General features: G+C 68.3%; 14 protein-coding genes. 9 read left to right on the plus strand and 5 right to left on the minus strand.

Features of this window, described 5'->3' with window-relative positions; genetic code table 11:
* Positions 1–10: 10 nt before the first annotated feature.
* From FPZ12_RS13805 to FPZ12_RS13825, 5 genes are read left to right on the plus strand one after another with little or no spacing between them, the layout of a single operon-like run.
* A complete protein-coding gene (locus tag FPZ12_RS13805; RefSeq protein ID WP_144746061.1) occupies positions 11–1,543 on the plus strand; it encodes a TIGR02677 family protein in 1,533 nt (510 codons plus the stop codon).
* The gene (locus tag FPZ12_RS13810) at positions 1,540–2,754 is read left to right on the plus strand and encodes a TIGR02678 family protein (protein WP_144746060.1); all 1,215 of its coding nucleotides are present in this window, start codon (positions 1,540–1,542) and stop codon (positions 2,752–2,754) included. The genes FPZ12_RS13805 and FPZ12_RS13810 overlap by 4 nt, the downstream gene beginning before the upstream one ends.
* Positions 2,751–6,776, plus strand: a complete 4,026-nt coding sequence (locus FPZ12_RS13815; protein ID WP_144746059.1) for a TIGR02680 family protein — start codon at positions 2,751–2,753, stop codon at positions 6,774–6,776. Before FPZ12_RS13810 ends, FPZ12_RS13815 begins: the two co-directional genes overlap by 4 nt.
* Positions 6,773–7,990 (plus strand): TIGR02679 family protein, encoded by a 1,218-nt coding sequence (locus FPZ12_RS13820; RefSeq protein WP_144746058.1) that lies wholly within the window; start codon positions 6,773–6,775, stop codon positions 7,988–7,990. Before FPZ12_RS13815 ends, FPZ12_RS13820 begins: the two co-directional genes overlap by 4 nt.
* Before the next feature lie 23 nt (positions 7,991–8,013).
* The gene (locus FPZ12_RS13825; protein WP_144746057.1) at positions 8,014–8,580 is read left to right on the plus strand and encodes a hypothetical protein; all 567 of its coding nucleotides are present in this window, start codon (positions 8,014–8,016) and stop codon (positions 8,578–8,580) included.
* A 155-nt stretch (positions 8,581–8,735) separates the two neighbouring features.
* Here the strand turns inward: FPZ12_RS13825 and FPZ12_RS45555 are convergent, their stop codons facing one another.
* Positions 8,736–8,888 carry a hypothetical protein gene (locus tag FPZ12_RS45555; RefSeq protein WP_166462728.1) on the minus strand — a complete coding sequence of 51 codons (153 nt, stop codon included), beginning with the start codon at positions 8,886–8,888 and terminating at the stop codon, positions 8,736–8,738.
* A gap of 232 nt (positions 8,889–9,120) precedes the next feature.
* On the opposite strand from FPZ12_RS45555, the gene FPZ12_RS13830 reads away from it, so the two are divergent.
* Positions 9,121–9,669, plus strand: coding sequence for a response regulator (locus FPZ12_RS13830; RefSeq protein ID WP_166462729.1), 549 nt, complete (start codon positions 9,121–9,123; stop codon positions 9,667–9,669).
* A 491-nt stretch (positions 9,670–10,160) separates the two neighbouring features.
* Positions 10,161–11,003 (plus strand): SAM-dependent methyltransferase, encoded by an 843-nt coding sequence (locus FPZ12_RS13835; RefSeq protein WP_144746055.1) that lies wholly within the window; start codon positions 10,161–10,163, stop codon positions 11,001–11,003.
* Positions 11,004–11,044: 41 nt separating this feature from the next.
* On the opposite strand, the gene helR is transcribed toward FPZ12_RS13835, so the two are convergent.
* From helR to FPZ12_RS45560, 3 genes are all read right to left on the minus strand, one after another.
* Positions 11,045–13,210, minus strand: coding sequence for an RNA polymerase recycling motor ATPase HelR (gene helR, locus FPZ12_RS13840; protein WP_208025846.1), 2,166 nt, complete (start codon positions 13,208–13,210; stop codon positions 11,045–11,047).
* A 1,106-nt stretch (positions 13,211–14,316) separates the two neighbouring features.
* Positions 14,317–15,417 (minus strand): ketopantoate reductase family protein, encoded by a 1,101-nt coding sequence (locus FPZ12_RS13845; RefSeq protein ID WP_166462730.1) that lies wholly within the window; start codon positions 15,415–15,417, stop codon positions 14,317–14,319.
* Between the two features lie 88 nt (positions 15,418–15,505).
* Positions 15,506–15,661, minus strand: coding sequence for a hypothetical protein (locus FPZ12_RS45560; protein ID WP_166462731.1), 156 nt, complete (start codon positions 15,659–15,661; stop codon positions 15,506–15,508).
* Between the two features lie 153 nt (positions 15,662–15,814).
* Here FPZ12_RS45560 and FPZ12_RS13855 point away from each other — a divergent pair, with 153 nt between their 5' ends.
* Positions 15,815–16,912: an aldo/keto reductase gene (locus FPZ12_RS13855; RefSeq protein ID WP_144746053.1), complete on the plus strand. Its 1,098-nt coding sequence runs from the start codon at positions 15,815–15,817 to the stop codon at positions 16,910–16,912.
* On the opposite strand, the gene FPZ12_RS13860 is transcribed toward FPZ12_RS13855, so the two are convergent.
* Positions 16,913–17,512 (minus strand): TetR/AcrR family transcriptional regulator, encoded by a 600-nt coding sequence (locus FPZ12_RS13860; RefSeq protein ID WP_144746052.1) that lies wholly within the window; start codon positions 17,510–17,512, stop codon positions 16,913–16,915.
* A 127-nt stretch (positions 17,513–17,639) separates the two neighbouring features.
* Here FPZ12_RS13860 and FPZ12_RS13865 point away from each other — a divergent pair, with 127 nt between their 5' ends.
* Positions 17,640–18,380, plus strand: coding sequence for an SDR family NAD(P)-dependent oxidoreductase (locus FPZ12_RS13865; protein ID WP_144746051.1), 741 nt, complete (start codon positions 17,640–17,642; stop codon positions 18,378–18,380).
* The last annotated feature ends 1 nt before the right edge of the window (position 18,381 follow it).

Genomic DNA, 18,381 nt, shown 5'->3' on the forward strand with positions numbered 1-18,381 from the left:
GGGGAGGAGCATGGAGCGCATACCGCCGCAGCTGTTCAGTTTCAGCGTCGGCGAAAACTCGGAGCTTTACATCGCCATCCTGCATGCGTTCGCGGAGGCCAACGAGCGGCTCGAGACATCACTGAGCCTGGACGGGCTGCACGAGCGACTGCGGACGGTCGGCTGGTTCGGGGCGCTCGACGACGCCGACCTTACGCGCGCGCTGGCGAGTTTGCGGGACTGGCGGCTGGTCGACGTGATCCAGAGCCAGACCGAAAACTACCGTACGGCCGAGGAATACGAGCGGCGCAACCTCCAGTACTCCCTTACGAAGCGCGGTGAAGCGGCCTTCGCCGGCGTGCAGCACGCGCTCACCGTGCTCGCCTCCAGCGGCGCGCTGCAGACGGCGGTGCTGGACGCGATCGCGGACCGGCTCGGGGAGCTGCATCGACTGTTGACGGGGCTGCCGGTAAGCGACCGGAAGATCTACACCGCGCTGACGGAGCTGGAGACCCACCTCGACGCGCTGCGCACCAACACCAAGCAGTTCAACGGAGAGCTGCAACGCCTCCTCCGCACCGAGAACGCGGACCATTCGACGTTCCGCGAGGTCAAGTCCGCGACCGTGGCCTACCTCGAAGAGTTCCTCACGAACCTCGACCAGCGCACGGAAGCGATCGCCGCCGGCATCACGCGTGTCGAGGCGCACGGCACGGCTCAGCTGCACCAACGCGCGCTCGCCGGAGCCGAGTTGCCGCCATCGACCGGCGACGCGGCGAAAGCGGACTGGCTGGCGCACCGCCGCAGCCGGTGGGCCGGCTTGCGGGCGTGGTTCCTCCCGGCGGACGGCACGCAACCCCGGGTGGCCGACCTGCACCGGGTGGCGCGGCGAGCGATCGTGACATTGCTCCAGGTGCTGGACCGCATCTCCGAATCACGGCTGCGGGCCACGAGCGCGGTCGCGGACTTCCGCGCGCTGGCGCGCTGGTTCGCGCAGGCGCCGACCGAGCACGACCTGCATCGCCTGTATTCGGCCGCGTTCGGCCTCGGTTCGGCGCGGCACGCGCACCTCGGGCACCCGGACCCCGAGCTGGTCAGCGCTTCGACCGCCTGGGACGAGGCGCCGCCGGTCCCGGTCTCTCCCTTGCTGCGCACAGCCGGGAGAACAGAGAAGATCGCGCGCACCGGCCGGGTGCCCGACGTCAGCGCGATCAAGCGCGAACGCGCCGAACGCGCCCGCGCCCAGCGAGCGGAGCTGCAGCGCGCGTGGCAGGAGCTCGACACCGGCGGCACGGTGCGGCTGTCCGCGTTCGCCGAGCTCGACTACGCGACATTCGAGCGTCTGCTGGATCTGCTCGGCCGGGCGCTCGCGACCGCACCGGATTCGTCCGGTGCTCGCCGCGCCACCACCGCCGACGGCCGAGTGGAGATCGCGCTGAGCCCGCCCCGCGATTCGGCGACGGCGACCGTACGCACCCCTCGTGGGATTTTCCGCGGCCCCGACTACCTCGTCACGATCACCGCGCCCGGTGCCGGGCGCGGGCGAGAGGAGGAGACGGCGTGAGCAATCTGGCGAACCAGCTCGTGCTCGCCGAACGGCAGGACGTCGCCAAAGGAATCCGGCTCCTGCTGGCCACTCCCCTCATCACCGAGAAGGCCGCGCCCGAGGCGTTCGATCTGGTCCGCAAGCGTCAGCTGCCGATAACGAAGTGGTTCGAGTACAACTGCGGCTGGCGGCTCGTGGTCGAGCCCCGGCTCGGATACGCCCGGCTGGCGAAGATCAAACCCGAGCCCGACCACACCCGTCCGGCCCGGCGTGCACGGTCTGGGCGCGCGCCCTTCGACCGCAGGCGCTACACGCTGCTGTGCGTGGCCGCCGCGGAACTGCTGTCCGGGCCGGTCACCACCATCGGCCTGCTGGCCGACCGCGTCCGCCAGGCTACGGCGGCCGACTCCGTCGTCGCCCCGTTCGACACGGCGTCGAGAGCGGAGCGCATGGCGTACGTGGACGCGTTGCGGTTCTTGGAGTCGTGCGGCGCACTGGAAGTAGTCGACGGCACCACGGACTCGTTCGTCGAGTCGCGTGAAGCGAAGGTTCTCTACCGAGTCGACGCCACCCTGCTGGTGCGCCTGCTGTCCGCGCCCAACGGCCCGTCCCAGATCCAGCCCGCCGGACAAGAGTGGTCCGATGCGACCTCGCTGCTCGTTCGCGAAAAACGGTACGGGGAAGGCGAATCATCCACCTCGGACGTCCAGCGCAACCTCTGGCTCCGCCATTCGATCTGTCGCAAGCTGTTCGACGAGCCGGTCCTCTACCGCGCCGACCTCAACGACGAACAGCGCGCATATCTCGCCTCGCCGACCGGGCGACAAGTCCTGCACCGCGCGGCCGAGCAGGCCGGCTTCCTGCTCGAAGAGCGCGCCGAGGGCTACCTGCTCGTCGACCCGGACGCGATCGCGACGGACCGTAAATTCCCTGACGACGTGAGCACGGCCGGCGTAGCCGCCCTGCTGCTCCTCGACGTCCTCAACACCGCCCCGCCCGGCCTGACCGTCGAGCAACTGCACACCGAGGCAGACGAGCTACTGGCGCGTTTCCCGCGCTGGGCCAAGACTTTCCGCGGCGACGACGGTGCGAGCCGGCTCGTTGCCGACGCACTGGAAGTACTCACCTCGTTCCGGCTCGTGACACAGTCCGGCGGACGAGTACGAATCCTCCCCGCGGCCGCCCGGTACTCGCTGGCCGAAGTCCGCACCACCGAGGAGACGCCGTGACGATCGCCGAACTCCCCCACCACCCCACGGCCACCATCGCCGCCACTCCGCACAGGTGGCGGCCGACGCGCGCGGGTATCCTCAACATTTGGCGCTATTACGACGAAATCTTCGAGTTCCACCGCGGCCGCCTGCTGTTGAGAGGGCCCAACGGAACCGGAAAGTCCAAGGCGCTGGAACTCTTGCTGCCGTTCCTGTTCGACGCGAGCCTGCGCCCGCACCGCCTGTCGACCTTCGGCACCGCCGAACGCACGATGCACTGGAACCTCATGGGCGAAGGTGCCACGGGCGCTACCCGAGTCGGGTATGTCTGGCTGGAATTCGAGAACCTCACCGGCCGGGACGAGTACTTCACCTGCGGTGCCCGGCTGCAAGCCACCACCCGCACGACTGGTGTCACACCCGACTACTTCACCACCTCGCTGCGGATCGGCACCGACTTCACCCTCACGAACTCCGCGAACCAGCCCTTGACCAGGGCCGTGCTCGCCGACACGCTCGGCGAGCACGGCATTGTCCATGCCAGCCCATCCGAGTACCGCGCGGCCGTGCGGCAAGCGCTGTTCCCCGGTCTGTCCGAACAACGTTACGAAGCACTGATCACCGCGTTGCTTCAGCTGCGCACTCCGAAGCTGTCCCAACGGCTCGACCCGGGCCTCCTGTCGAGTCTGCTTTCCCGCGCCCTGCCACCGTTGGACCAGGAGGACATCGCCGAGCTGGCCGAGGGCTTCGAACGACTCGATCAGCAACGCGAACGACTGAAGGCGCTGGACGAAGAAGTGGACGCCGCCAAAAAGGTCGCTGCCCGCCAGAAGTCGTATGCCCAACGGGCATTGCGCAAAGCCGCCGCCGAGCTGATCTCGTCCACCACGCGAATGGACGACCTGACCCGCGCGGCCCGGCGATCGGAAGAGGAGTACGAGAGCGCGACGAAAGAGCTGGCAGCCACGGAATCCTCGCTGGCGGAGACGACGCGCCGGGTGAACGCGGCGCAGAGCGCCATCGAAGGAATCGTTGCCAGTGAGGCATACCGGGGTGGTCAGCAGCTCGACGAACTGCGCGATCGTGTCGGCATCGCCCGGCGCGCCGCGGCCGGGCAACAGGCGAAAGCGACGGAAAAGCTCGCGACAGCACAGGAAGACGAAGAAAAGGCCGAAGCAGCCCGTCGTGACATCGACGAGCGCACGGAACGGGTGCGGGCAGCGCACGAGGACAGCGGTCTCAAAGCCCGGCGTGCGGGCCTGACCACGACGCATAGTGAGCTCGCCGAGACACTCGGGTCCACCGGCGACCGGCTGCTCCAGGCAGCGGTGACGAGCCGGCTGGAAGCGATCAAGACGGTGAGCCGCGCGCTCGACGTACACGAAAAGGCCGTCGATGCGCGCAAAGCCGCCGAAGACATCCTGGAAGAGGCCCGCGAAAAACTGTCGAAAGCGAACGAGAACCGGGAAAAGTCCGCCTCGCGATACCAAGTTGTCGTGCAGGAACACGAGCGGGCGTTGCTTCGCTGGGCAAGCGAATGTCGTGAACTCCATTTCGCCGAACCCGCTGAATTGGCCGGACGGGCAGAGTCCGAAACGGACGTTCTCGCCTATGTACACGACGTGGCCGAACTAGTCGTTCGCACGATCACCCTCGAGGAAGCCCGGCTCGATGGCGAACGCCAGAGCACTGAAAAACGCCGGGAAGCGCTGACCGTGCAACTCGAGCGGCTGCGAAGCGAAGTGGACCTGCCGCCGGACGCACCACCGTACCGGACGGCGGCGCGGGAAAACAGGCCCGGCGCACCGTTCTGGCGGCTTGTCGACTTCGCGGAAGGCTTCCCGGCGGAGCAGCGGCCGTTGGTCGAAGCCGCGCTTCAATCGAGCGGCCTGCTCGACGCTTGGGTGGCCTCTACCGACGGAACGGTGACGGTCGAGGGGCACGACGCCTTCGCTGACGGGACCCTTCTCGCACCGGCGCCCGGAGGCTCGCTCCGCGATGTGTTCCGTCCCGAACCCGGGTCAGCTGTTCCGGCCGAACGCCTCGATCGTCTGCTGTCGGCCATTGCTTTCGGGGAGACTCTTCCGGAGGAGCATCCGGCGGCCTACGGAGCGGACGGCACCTGGAGGCTCGGCGCGCTCACCGGCAGCTGGGAGAAAGAAGACGTCTCACATCTGGGTGCGGCCGCACGGGAACGAACGAGGCAACGACGCATCGCCGAACTGAGCGAGGAACTCGAGGAAACCAACGGCGAAATCACCCGCCTCACGGAGCAACTCGCCCTTCTTGAATCACGGCGACGCGCGGTGGCGGTCGAGCGCAAACGCTTGCCTTCGTTCGCCCCGGTCGCGGAAACGCGGCAAGCGCTCGACCAGGCCACGGATCGGGTCACCCAAGCCGACAGTGCTGTGCATGACTCGCTCGGGAAGCTGATCGCGCGCGAAGAGGATGCACGTGGCGCCCAGCACGAACTGCACCTCGCCGCCACCGAACACAACGCGCCGACGAGCCGGGCGGGGCTGGAGGACCTCGGCAGCGCCGTGGAATCGTTCCGCGCTGCCGCGGTCGGCTGGCTCGCCCGCCACACCGAACTGACCTTGGCGGCACGAACCGCGGCGACGCTCGACAGCGCCGCAGCGCGCTCCGCGGCAGAAGCCGCCGAACTCGCGGCAGCGGCGGAAGAAGCTGCGGAGGACGCCGAGAACCTGGCGGAAAAGCTCCGTGCGGTGGAACGCACGGTCGACACCGACGACTACAACCAGATTCTGGAGGAGCTTCGAACCCAACGGGAGCTGCGGGATCACCTGCGCACGAAAGAGTCCGCCGCACGGGACAGGGCGGTCGGGCTGCACACCCGCCTCGGGCAGCTGCAAGAACGTCGTCATGAGGACGCGGCGAAACGGGATAGCGCTGTAGAGGCGCGCGATGTCGCCGCCGGACGGTTCCGCGGCGTTGCGGTGGGAACGCTCGCCGAGGATGCGGAGGCCGAAGTCGCACTGTCCACAAGCGACGGTGTCACGGCGACACTGCGTGCGGCCCAATCCGTCGCGGCGAAGTGGCCGGTCGTTCCACACGAGCAGAAGAACGTCGATGACGCGCTCCACCGGCTGCGCGAAGTGGTCTACGAGACCCGCGACACGCTCGGTGCCCGGGCCGAGCTCGAACTGAGCGACGACGAAACACGTGTGCTCACGGCAGTGCTGGACGGGGTGCGGATCAGCGCGCACACCCTGCTGGAAACACTGAAGTCGGAGGCCGGACACAGCCGCGAGGACATCACGGAACGCGAGCGCGAGCTGTTCGACCGCACCCTCACCGGCGATACGCGGCGCCAGCTGGCCGAGCGGATCCGGCAGGCCGGAGAACTCGTCGACGCGATGAACGCGCGGCTCGAACGGGTACGCACCGCGTCCCGGGTATCCGTACAGCTGGTCTGGCAGGTGGACGAGGATCTCCCCGCGGGCACGAAAGAAGCGCGGCAGCTCCTGCTCAAGGATCCCGCGCGGCTGTCCGACGCCGACCGGGAATCGCTGCACCGCTTCTTCCGCGAGCGCGTCGACCAGGCCAAGGAAGACAACACTGCGGCCACCTGGCAGGAGCAGCTGGCTCAGGTCTTCGACTACACGGCATGGCATCGGTTCGTCGTGAAGCTGGACCGCTCCGACGGCAGGGGCTGGCAGCCACTGACGAAGAAACTGCATGGCGCGCTCTCCGGTGGGGAGAAGGCGATCGCGTTGCACCTGCCCCTGTTCGCGGCGGTCGCGGCGCACTATCAGGCAGTACCGGGCGCGCCGAGGCTGATCCTGCTCGACGAGGTTTTCGTCGGGGTCGACTCCAGCAACCGCGGCCAGGTGTTCGAGCTGCTGACCTCGCTGGATCTGGACCTCGTGCTCACTTCGGACCACGAGTGGTGCACCTACCGGGAAATTCCCGGGATCGCGGTGCACAACCTGTTGACCGGCGATGATGGCGACAACGCGGTGACGACGGCCCGGTTCGTCTGGACCGGCGAAGGCTGGGCCGATGAGGATGGCGAATGACCGTTCCCGACTCGCTGCGACAGACCGCGCTCAAGCCGCTGTGGCTTGCGGTGCACGACAGATTGTCTTCGGGGCAGGCCGTGAGCCGTGTTCGCGTCGGCCCGCTCGACGACACGCAGCGCGCGGCCATCGCCGACTTGCTCGGCCTGGATCGGTTACCAGGCGCCGAATACGTGATCGCCTTGGCCAAGCTCGAACGCGCGCTGACCGAAGCGGGCACCGACCTGCCGTCCGTCCTCGCCGCACTGATCGGCCCCATCGGCGATCGCGCGTCGGAACGCGCGCGGGCCAAGGCCGAACGCGCTGGCCTGTGGGATTGGCTCGAGAACCATCCCGAGGTCCGGCGTCAGCCCGCATTGCTCGGCTGGGCAGGGCAAGTCCGGCGCACCGGCCTGGTCGGCGCTTCGGTGGAACGGACGCGCGAGGCCCTGTCGGCCGCGCTCGCGGTGCTGAACCGGCTTCCTGCCGAAGGGCAGCCGCTGCCCACCCTGGCTAGTGAAGTCACCGGCGATCCCCATGCGCTGGACGACGGAACCCGGCTCGGCAATCTGGTTCTGCGGGCGCTCGCCGAGATCTTCGGCACCGGCATGCCTGGGACGGCTTACGACAGAAGGATGTTGTGGGAACGAGCCGGGGTGGCCGACGATGAACTGTCGAGTGTGGTCCTGGCGGCCGGGCTGCGCGTTCCGGGGCAAGGCATTGCCGGTGCGGTGGCGAAGTACTGCGCTGAGGCCGGGCACGTCGCCGCATTGACGTTGGCGCAGCTGCGCGCGACGGAATGGCGGTCAGCGCCGGCTCGTGTGTGGATCGTGGAGAATCCCAGCGTCCTGGCGATGGCCATCGGTCGTTTCGGCACCGGCTGCCCACCTCTCGTCTGTACATCGGGCTGGCCGACCACCGCGGTCATGATGCTGTTGCGCCGTTTTGCCGAGCTTGGATCCGAACTGCTCTACCACGGGGATTTCGATGGCGAAGGGCTGCGGATCGCCGCGTATGTCCTGGAGAAAACCGGGGCACGCCCGTGGCGCATGGGCAGCACCGATTTCCTCCGTGGGCTACGGGCGGGTATTCCAGGGCCGGCGCCGGGCAGGCTCACGGAGGCATCGTGGGATCGCGACCTGGCACGCACGATAGGCGAGCACGGCCAGTCGCTCGCCGAAGAGCAGGTGGCGGAAGAATTGCTCGCGGACCTTCGGGACGCCGTCGTCGGCTGAATGTGGCGGCGTCACCGCAGCCGGTGACGGCGGACTCTCGCCGGTCAGACGATGAACAGCAGTGCGAGCCCACCGATTCCCAGAACAAGCTGGACCAGCGTAACAACAGCCGCCGTGGTGCGGTTCGCGCGCGCCATATTGCGGCGCTGCACCCGAGCAGACCGATCACACACAACACAGGGAGGACAATCCGGACGCTTCGGTGTTGCGGATACACGAATACCACCGCGACAAGAAGCACGATCGCGAACGAGATCCCGACGAGACGCCAGCGCAGCGGAGCGCGAAACGGCGGGCTTGACGTCGAAGGCTGGGTCAAGGAAAGGTTCGTCGGTGATTTCGAGGCCGTGGCGAAGAGCCGTAATGCGGTCAAGAATCTCGCGCTGTTCGACGCGGCCGCGACAACCGACACCGGCGCGCTGGACGCGGCGGCGTGGCCGCCGGCCGGTTGCTTGGCAGAGGTTCCCGGTTTGGACGCGCTGATGGACATCATCGGTGGATGGCGGGTGACCAAGGTCGTGCTGAAGGTCCACGAGGTCGCCAACACCTGGAACATCGCCTGGTCGGCAGCGAGGGCATCATGGCGCTGATCGCGGGCCTCACCGGTGGTTTGTCCGGTTACGACACTTCCGCCAAGTTGCCGAAAATCGGCTAATACAGCGCGGCCGAAGGCGGCAAGCCCGATGACTCGCCTGCCGCCGAGCATCCGGAAGGCCCTTCTTGACATGGACTCGCACACATCGGTCTATCGCCCGCGGACGAGGCCGACGCCCGCGAGCTGCGCGCGAATCTCGCCCGCTTCGCCCGCCATGCGAACACGACCACCGAGTTCCAGGGTGTTGTCACGAACCGGCTCGGCAACATCGAAACCGGCCTCGCGCAGCTGACCGACGAGCAACGCGCCGAAGTATGGAGCCGGGACCGGCCGCGCACGTCACCCGAAGCCTTGGCCGCCCTTCGCGAACCGAGGAAGGCAACGCAGTGGGATGACGAGGATTTCTCCCGCAACTCCTCTCTGCGTTGACTGGTTCGCGAGCCATTCGAAATGGAACGTGGATCCTGTAACACGATTTTCCCAGGTCACGATCTTCAGTCTGCGACGAAGGGGGAGAGCAGGCGGAGGAGGGTTGATGACCGACCACGAGCGCCCGGCCGACGACGGCCACCAGAACTCGATCGAGGGGAACCCCGGCAACACCGTGCAGCTGCGGAACCTTCACGGCGGAATCTACATCAACTCGCAGATCCACGCGTCGTCCGGAAATCCATGCTCGTCGGAACCCCGCCGGCCTCTGCACGTTCTGGCAGTCGACGATGAATCCCACGGCCTCGAGGAGCTGGTCTTCTTGTTGCAGGAAGATCACAGGGTCGGCGAGGTCGCAGCGTTCACGGATACGACGGACGCGGCCCGCTACCTCGGGCGGGCACCCCACGATCATCCGGTTGACGCTGTGTTTCTGGACGTGCGGATGCCGGGCTTGGACGGACTCGATCTCGCCCGGCTGGTGGCGAGGTTCGCGCGGCGGCCAGGCATCGTTCTTGTCACGGCGTTCGAGGGCCATGCTGTCGAAGCATTCGACATCGAGGTGCAGCATTACCTGCTCAAACCCCTCAGTAAAACGAAGCTGGGCCATGCGATAGACCGCCTCTGGCGGGCCGGTCACGGGAAGCAGGACTGAGGAGTCCACAAGGCGCCGTCGTCCGGAAGACCGGTGGTACGGGGCAGATCGGCGCAGGGTGTGTGCCGCGGCCCGGCCAAACGGAGCAGCACGGGCTCCGGCAGCCGGCGATCAAGATCGAGCCGATCGCGAAGCCACTTTCCGGGTCCAGCAAGGGCGGCGATGCCGTTCGGCTCAGGGTGGTTGTCACTGAAGGAAAGCGCATACCCCTCACGGTGGATCCGGACGAGCGGCGATGTCAGGTGGCGAGGACCGAGCGGCCGCACCGCAGAGCCGGCCTACGCGGCCGGGGCCCTCGATGCAACGCCGACGTGACGAAGGTGTCGGAGACGCTTTCCCTGCTGCACCAAGGACGACCACGACTACACGTACAGCGCGATCCTTCGGCGCAACGTGATCCGCCGGATGGACTGACCACCAGTGCCCTTACCACGACGGAACGCCGTCGTCGCTAGGCTGATCGGGCGTCGAGGCGAAGGGGCGGGCGCGGTATGAGTGATGATCTTCCGAGAGGCGAAGAAGTGGATCTCGAGCGACCCAGCGCGGCGCGCGTCTACGACTACTTGCTCGGCGGCACGACGAACTGGGCGATCGACCGGCTGCTCGGCGACCGGATCATCGCGGCGAACCCCGACGCCCGGCACGGCGCGAAGACGAACCGCGAGTTCCTCGGGCGCGCGGTGCGGGAATGCGTGCGCGGCGGGGTAACCCAGTTCCTCGACATCGGGTCCGGGATTCCCAGCGCCGGCAACGTGCACGAGGTCGCCGACGAGCTCGACACCTCCAGCCACGTCGTCTACGTCGACTACGAACCGGTCGCCGTCGCACACGCCCGCGTGATGCTGGAGGACCACGGCGACCCGGCCCGGCACGCGATCGTGCAGGCGCGGATGGAGAACGTCGACGAGGTCTGGCAGCAGGCCGTCAACACGGGCGTGCTCGACCCCACCCGGCCGGTGGCGCTGATCATGGCCGCGCTGCTGCACGTCATCCCCGATCCGGTCGCGCAGGAAGCCATGCAGCGCTACCGATCCCTGCTGCCCAGTGGTTCATACCTCGTGATCAGCCACGCCAGCCAGGACGGGGTTTCCGAAGAGACCCGCGAGCGCCTCGCCAAGATCGTTCAGCAGGGGCACCAGACCAGCACTCCGATGGAGGCCCGGGACCGCGCCGCGGTCACAGCCCTCTTCGGCGAGTTCGAGCTGCAGGATCCCGGCGTGGTCTGGATCCCGGAATGGCGCATCGACGCCGCGCCGTCGCCGTACACGCGGCAGAACTTCTCAGCCGATCCCAGCAGCGTGTGCATCCTGGGCGGGATGGCGATCAAGCGCTAGGGAAGGAGTGGCCGGCCCCGCCGGGGGCCGGCCACTTCGCGCTAGATCTCGTTGAGCCCGCGCAACGCCGGCGGCAGCGGGCCCTCATGCAGCACACCGAGCCGTTGTGTGGCGCGGGTGAGCGCGACGTACAGCTCTGCCGCGCCACGCGGCCCGTCGTCGATGATGCGCTCCGGATCCACCACCAGAACCGCGTCGAACTCCAGTCCCTTTGTCTCCGAAGCAGGCACCGTGCCCGGCACTCCCGGCGGCCCGATCACCACGCTGGTGCCCTCCTTTTCGGCCTCCGCGCGGACGAATTCCTCGATGGCGGCAGGAAGTTCGTCTCCGGTGACCCGCTTCGACCACGGCTGGATCCCGCACGCACGGACGGACTCGGGCGGCTGGACATCGGGCGCGAACTCGGCGAGCAGCGCCGCGGCGACGGCCATGATCTCCGCCGGGGTGCGGTAGTTCACCGTCAGCGAGCGGTAGTCCCAGCGGCCGGGCACGTAGGGGTCCAGCATGGTGCCCCACGACGTCGCCCCGGCCTCGGAACGGCGCTGGGCGAGGTCCCCGACCACGGTGAAGGACCGGCCGGGGCACCGCCGCATCAACGCGCGCCAGTCCATTTCGGACAGTTCCTGCGCCTCGTCGACCACGATGTGCCGGTAGGTCCAGTCCCGGTCCGCGGCGGCGCGCTCGGCGAGCGTGCGGGTGTCCTGCTCGACGAAGCGGTCCGCCAGATCCTCGGCGTAGAGCAGGTCCGTGGCGAACAGGTGGTCTTCGTCGTCCATCGACTCCTTCCGGTCGACAAGGCTTTCCAGCACTTCGGCGGCGTACTGGGCTTGGGCCTGCTGTTCGCGCTTCGCGGTGTCCTCGGGCTGCTTGCCTTGGCCGAGCATGTCGATGAGCTCGTCGAGCAGCGGGACGTCCGACACCGTCCATGCTTCGCCGTCTTCGCGGGCCAGTGCCTGGTCCGCGCCCGCGTTTCGCAGTTTTTCGGGGGATGTGTACAACGAGGACAGGAGCGATGCCGGTGTCAGGACAGGCCACAGCTCGTCGAGGGCCGCGCCGAACTTCTCGTCCTGCGCGAGTTGCTTGAGCAGGCCCTGCCGCATCTCCTCCCACTCCGTGCGGTCATCACGCGTCAGCCAGCCGCGGCCGATCCGGCCCAGTGCTCGCTCTGTGAGCACGTAGGTGACGATTTCGGTGAACACCGCGCGGGCTTCGTTGTGCGGCAACCCACTTTCGCGTGCCTCCTCCCTGGCCCACTGCGCTGTCTCGGCGTCGATGCGCACTGTCACGTCGCCGAGGCTGATCGGAATGGGTTCCTCCGGCAGCCGCTGCCGGTCGGCGATCGCCGCCGCGAGCACGTCCAGGATCTTCAGGGATCCCTTGTACCGCGCGACTTCCGGAGTGTCCTCGGCCGTGACGCGCAACCCGGGCAGGAGGTCACCGGTGGTCGTGAACACCACGTCGGTCTCGCCGAGCGACGGCAGGACGCGGCCGATGTGGTTCAGGAACGCCGGGTTCGGCCCGACCACGAGCACGCCGTGGCGTTCCATGCGTTCACGATGTGTATACAACAGATATGCGACGCGATGCAGCGCCACCACGGTCTTGCCGGTGCCGGGGCCGCCCTCGATCACCAGCACGCCCGGGTGGTCGAGCCGGATGATCTCGTCCTGCTCGGCCTGGATGGTCGCGACGATGTCGCGCATTCCCTCGCCACGCGGCGCATTTACCGCCGCGAGCAGTGCCGCGTCGCCGTGCTCGCCGCCGCCGGGGCGGCCGAACACTTCGTCGGTGAAGTCGACCAGCCGCCTGCCGCGTGTGTGGAACTGGCGGCGCCTGCGCATGTCCTCCGGCGAAACCGCCGTAGCGACGTAGAACGGACGCGACGCCGGCGCCCGCCAGTCGAGCAGCACCGGCTCGTGCCCGTTTTCCTCGTCGAACAACCCGATCCGGCCGATGTAGGACCGTTCGCCCGCGACAGTGTCCAACCTGCCGAAGCACAGCCCGTTGTCCGCCACGTCGAGCCGCTTGCTCTCCCTCGCCAGCGAGCGGACTTCGACGTTCCGCTCGACCGCCGTCCCGCCGTTCCCCCGCAACGCGGCGTCGAACTCTTCCTTCACCCGCGCGCGCTCGTCGTCCAGCCGCGTGTACAGCCCAGCCACGTAGTCACGCTCGGACCGCAGTTCGTCTTCGTACCCCTGGCTTGACACATGCCCCTCACAGCGCTAATCTGATGTTAGTTCGGCGGGTTTTTCCATGGGATTATGGGGAACACGCCGATTTTTTATTGTCCACCCGCTGTCAAGTTCCCTGGTGGATCAGTGGGTGGCGGGGCTTTGGCGGCCCCAGGGACTTCTGGTTTTTTCGGTCTTCAGCTTCATGAACGTCCGGCGTCGCGTGCCTCGCTGGACGCTCGAAACCCGCGGGATTTTTCGGGTCAGGGTGTGATTCGTCATGCCCTGGGGATCACCGCGCACAAGATCGACGCGTTACGCCATGTCCTGCCCACCTGCTATCGCCGGTTCCGCGCGCTGGATCGGCGCAGCACCCCATCCCTTGGAGGCCCACACGACCATCGCAGTACCCGGCCGCCGCACGCCGCCATCAACCCACGGCGCCATCAACCCACGGCGCCATAAACCCCACTGCGCTCTCAGCCCCGCGGCGCCCTCAAGACCAAGGCGCCATCAACCCCACGGCGCCGCCGGGCCCAGCACACGAACCCACGGCGCGGCGGGCCCCACTCGGCTGGTGGTCCCCTTCGGAATCACCGCACGCCCGGATCACCACGCCCTCGAACCACCACGGCCTCGAATCACCGCACCCGTGAACTGATGCCTCGCCACAGCCCGGATCGCCGCTTTCACCACACCCTGAAACCACCGCGTCGCCAGACCACCGGCACCCCTTCGCCGCGCCCCGGAAGCACCGCCTCGCAACATCCCCAACCGCCACTGTCGCCCCCCGAACCGCTGGCTCCCCACATCACCGCACCCAAATCACCGCACCCGCGAACTCCCGCCTCGCCACAGCCCGGATCGCCGCGTCGGCGAATCACCGCAGTACCCGCGCGGGCGTTCCACCACCAAGGCTTCCCGCCGCCGCTGGGCATCGTCGACGTATTCGACGGTGCTGATCCCCTAAACCATCACAAGGAGGTCATCGATCGACACATCCTTACCCACCGCACCGCGCCGCACCGCGCCGGCCCGCCGCTGCCGCCTCAGCCCTCGAATACCCCGCGCTCGCTTCGAGCTACCGCCGCACCGTGCACTGATCACCGGGAGGTGCCGTCCGCGGGCGACACCTCCCGCCTTCAGCGCAGACCCCGCAACAGGCGGAGAACCGTGGTAGTGACCGGCGTCGGCACGCCGTGCTGCTCGCCGCGGGAGACCACCGGGCCGAGCAGTCCGTCGTGCTCCAGCGGACGGCCCGCCCACCTGTCCTGCAACATCGAGGTGGGCAGCTGTGGGTCGATGCCCGCGATCCACTCGACGACCCCGTGCGCGCGCTCCACTGTCAGGGCGGCCCCGTCCGCCCGGGCGACGGCGGCGGTCTCGGCGGCCAGCTCCAGCGCGAGCGCTCGCAGATCGGGGTCGCCGAGCATCTCCATCCGGCGGCCGGTGAGCGCCGTGAGCGAGTTCGTGACCACGTTCACGACCAGCTTTTCCCAGACGGCGGTGGAAAAGTCCGCCATTACGTCGACGATCAGGCCACTGCCTTCGTAAAGCCCCGCCACGGCGCGGCCACCGTCGTCGTCGGGCACGACGATGCCCCGGCCGGTCCTGCGGGTGAGCGAATGCCCGGGCCCGAGCCGCTCACAGTTGAGGTACGCCAGCGCCGGCACGGCCTTCGCCGCGGTGAACGCGCCGACGCGTTCGCGCTGGTCGACTCCGTTCTGCGCCACCAGCACTCCCCCGTCGGCGGGCAGCCTGGCGAGCCAGTCCGCGACTTCCGCGGTGGCGCCGATCTTCGTCGCGAGCACCGCCCAGCGCACGGCGGGCAGTTTTTCCGGCGCCGCGACCCATTTCACCGGTTGCCCGCGTGGTTCGTCCTCATCGAAGGTGACCGCGAGCCGGTCCACCTCCGTCCGTCCGCACACGACCACCGGACGCCCGGCCGCGGCCAGGTGGTAGCCCAGCACGGTGCCGAGCGCCCCGGCCCCGATCAACGCAACAGGCTCGTTCATCGCACAACCTTCATGACCTTCACCGTATACACCGATCATCAACAGCGCGTCGAACCGAAGAACCTCGTGCACGGCGCCTTCCGCCAGCGTCACGAAGGTGATGACGGACCAGCAGGCCGACGACGAGTCCGGCACCCGCGACGAGTCGACGGTGCGGGTGACCGAAAGCGTCCGGGTGAGCGAGCGGCAGCTGCTCGAACTGATGCTCGTCCCGTCCTGCAACAACAACGCGCGCCTGCTGGCCCGATGGGACGCCGGCAGCGAGCGGGCTTTCGTCGCGAAGCCCGAGCGTCGTGGTGCGAGGCGTACCGGGTCGCTACGCCAACACGAACACGTTGCTGGGCAAGGACGACGTGGTCGGAGTGAAGACGGAATCCAGCTCGGCGGCGGGCGGCGCGCTGATGTGGGCGGCGAAACCGTTGGCGCCCGGGCAAACCGGGCTCGTCCTCGGGGCGGTGTTGGGCCAGGACACCGGCGACTCCCCCAAATGCAGCGCAGTCCGCCGCGCTCGACACGGCGGAACAGCTGATCACCGGCGTGCAGCGGAAACAGGCCCCCTTACCGCAATGAAACCAACCCGAATTCTGTACTTGCGGGTCCAATTTTCGCTCTCCATGCTGAAGACATGGCACTCGACCAGTACTTCCTGCTCGGCCGGTCCGGCTTGCGCGTCAGCAGGCTTTCGCTCGGCACGATGAACTTCGGCGTGGACGGGTTCCACGCCGCGTACGGCAAGAACGCCGACGACGCCCGCCCGATCTTCCGGCGATACCTGGAAGCGGGCGGCAACTTCGTGGACACCGCTGACTTCTACACCGCGGGCGAGAGCGAGAGGATCCTCGGCGAGCTGATCGCCGAGGCCGGGGCGCGGGACCGCCTCGTGCTCACCAGCAAGTTCACCAACAGCGTCGAGGCCGGCGACCCGAACGCGGGCGGCAACGGCCGCAAGCACATGATCCGCGCGGTCGAGAACTCCTTGCGCCGCCTCAAAACCGACTACCTCGACGTGTACCTGCTGCACACCTGGGACAGGATCACCCCGGTCGAGGAGGTGCTGCGGACCTTCGACGACCTCACGAGAGCGGGCAAGATCCGCTACGCGGGCCTGTCCGACGTGCCGGCCTGGTACGCCGCGCGCGCCCAGACGCTGGCGGAGGCCGACTCGCTCGTGCCGATGGTCAACCTGCAGCTGCCCTACTCGCTCGCCGAGCGCACGATCGAGACGGAACACGTGCCCGCCGGGCAGGCGCTCGGGCTGGGCATCACCGCGTGGAGCCCGCTCGCCGGCGGCTTCCTCACCGGCAAGTACCGCAACTCGGACAAGGGAATCGCCGGTGAAGGGCGGCTCACGGGCGCCGGTGGTGTCGGCTACGAGTGGACCGATCAGCAGTGGGAGCTGCTGAAAACGGTCGAAACGGTGGCCGGCAAGCTCGGGGTGTCGATGGCGCAGGTGGCGCTCAACTGGGTGGCCACGCAGCCCGGCGTCGCCTCGGCCATCGTCGGCGCCAGCAGCGCCGCGCAGCTCGACTCGTCGCTGGCGGCGCTCGACTTCGAGCTGCCCGCCGAGCTCCGCGCCGAACTGGACAACGCCTCGTCCGTGCCACCCGGCAAGCCGTACACGATGTTCACGCCGGAGTACCAGTCGTGGATCGTCAACACCGGCGCCAAGGTCGGGGACAAACCGGCCGGATACCACCCGGCAGTCCGGAACTGGGCCGCCTGATCACGCGGCGGCGGGCGCTCCGGCGCGCAGGTGGTCGAGGCACAGATCCAGCGCCGACTCCAGGTGTTCCGCGGATCCCGTGGACATCAGGATCGTGACGCCACCCTGGATCGCGGCGATCAGCGCACCGGACGCCCGCCGCGCATCGACACCACGGGACATGAGGCCGCCGCGCTGCATCTCCTCGATGCCGAGCCGCACCTCGTGCTGCCACTTTTCCAGCAGCTGCCGGGTGATCGCCTGCCCGGCCGGGGTGTGCCTGCCGACTTCGGTGATCAGCACGCCGAGCGCGCAGTTCGTGCCCTGGCGCCGGTAGCGCTCGATCACCGTGTCGCGCCACTGACCCCACGCCTCCCACGAGGTGAGCCTGCCGAGGTAGGGCTGCTGGTCCTCGATCACCTGGTCGGCCTCCCACTGGGCGACCGCGATCAGCAGCTGCTCCTTGCCGTCGGGGAAATAGTGGAACAGCTGGCTCTTGCCGGTACCGCTGCGGCGGCAGATGTCGTCGAGGGTGGTCGCGTTCACGCCACGTTCGCGGATCTCGGCCGCGGCGGCCGTCACGATGCGATGCCGCGTGGCGGCGCCCTTCTTGGTGAGCACGGAACCTCCCGGGACTGTACTTCGGAGTCCATTATGCGCCGAGGACGCTCATCCTAGGAGGAACACGCCCTCCCAAAGCCGCCCGTAGTCCCGGAAGCTCGAGCCGGAAACCGAGCGAAGGGAAACCATGACCGGACGACTCACCGGCAAGGTCGCGCTGATCACCGGGGCGACCGGCGGCATCGGGCAGGCCACCGCGGAACTGTTCGCCCGCGAAGGCGCGCGGCTCGTCATCGCCGATATCGACGGCGACGCGTTATCGGCGCTCGCCACGCGGCTGGACGCGTTGCCGGCCCGGCTCGACGTCTCCTCCGCCGACGAATGGGCGGACGTCATCGACCTGGTCCGGCGGCATCACGGGCGGCTCGACGTTCTGGTGAACGTCGCCGGGATCGTGGACTGGCCGGGAATCGAGGAAACCACCCGGCCCGCCTGGGATCGGGTGATCGCGGTGAACCAGACCGGCACGTGGCTCGGGATGAAGGCCGCGCTGCCGCTGCTGCGGGAGTCCGGCACCGCGTCCATTGTGAACACTTCGTCGGTCCTCGGCCTCGTCGGCAGCGGTTCGGCCGCCGCGTACCAGGCGTCCAAAGGGGCCGTGCGACTGCTGACCAAGACCGCCGCCGTGGAGTACGCGACGCGCGGGGTGCGGGTGAATTCGGTGCACCCCGGCGTGATCCGTACCCCGATGATCGAGGACCTGCTCGAAGAACAGGGCGATCAGCAGCCGGACATCGTGCGCACGCCGATGCGCCGCGCGGGCCGCGCCGACGAGGTGGCGCCGGTGATGCTTTTCCTGGCCGGTGACGAGTCCTCGTTCGTCACCGGCGCGGAGTTCGTCGTCGACGGCGGCCTTACGGCGCACTGAC

The organism is Amycolatopsis acidicola, assembly GCF_007713735.2.
GTDB classification, from domain to species: Bacteria; Actinomycetota; Actinomycetes; order Mycobacteriales; family Pseudonocardiaceae; genus Amycolatopsis_E; species Amycolatopsis_E acidicola.

Coding starts and splice junctions, on each gene's coding strand:
- FPZ12_RS13835 (WP_144746055.1), top strand. CDS start 10,161: ATGAGTGATGATCTTCCGAGAGGCGAAGAAGTGGATCTCGAGCGACCC.
- FPZ12_RS13820 (WP_144746058.1), top strand. CDS start 6,773: ATGACCGTTCCCGACTCGCTGCGACAGACCGCGCTCAAGCCGCTGTGG.
- FPZ12_RS13830 (WP_166462729.1), top strand. CDS start 9,121: ATGACCGACCACGAGCGCCCGGCCGACGACGGCCACCAGAACTCGATC.
- FPZ12_RS13805 (WP_144746061.1), top strand. CDS start 11: ATGGAGCGCATACCGCCGCAGCTGTTCAGTTTCAGCGTCGGCGAAAAC.
- FPZ12_RS13855 (WP_144746053.1), top strand. CDS start 15,815: ATGGCACTCGACCAGTACTTCCTGCTCGGCCGGTCCGGCTTGCGCGTC.
- FPZ12_RS13865 (WP_144746051.1), top strand. CDS start 17,640: ATGACCGGACGACTCACCGGCAAGGTCGCGCTGATCACCGGGGCGACC.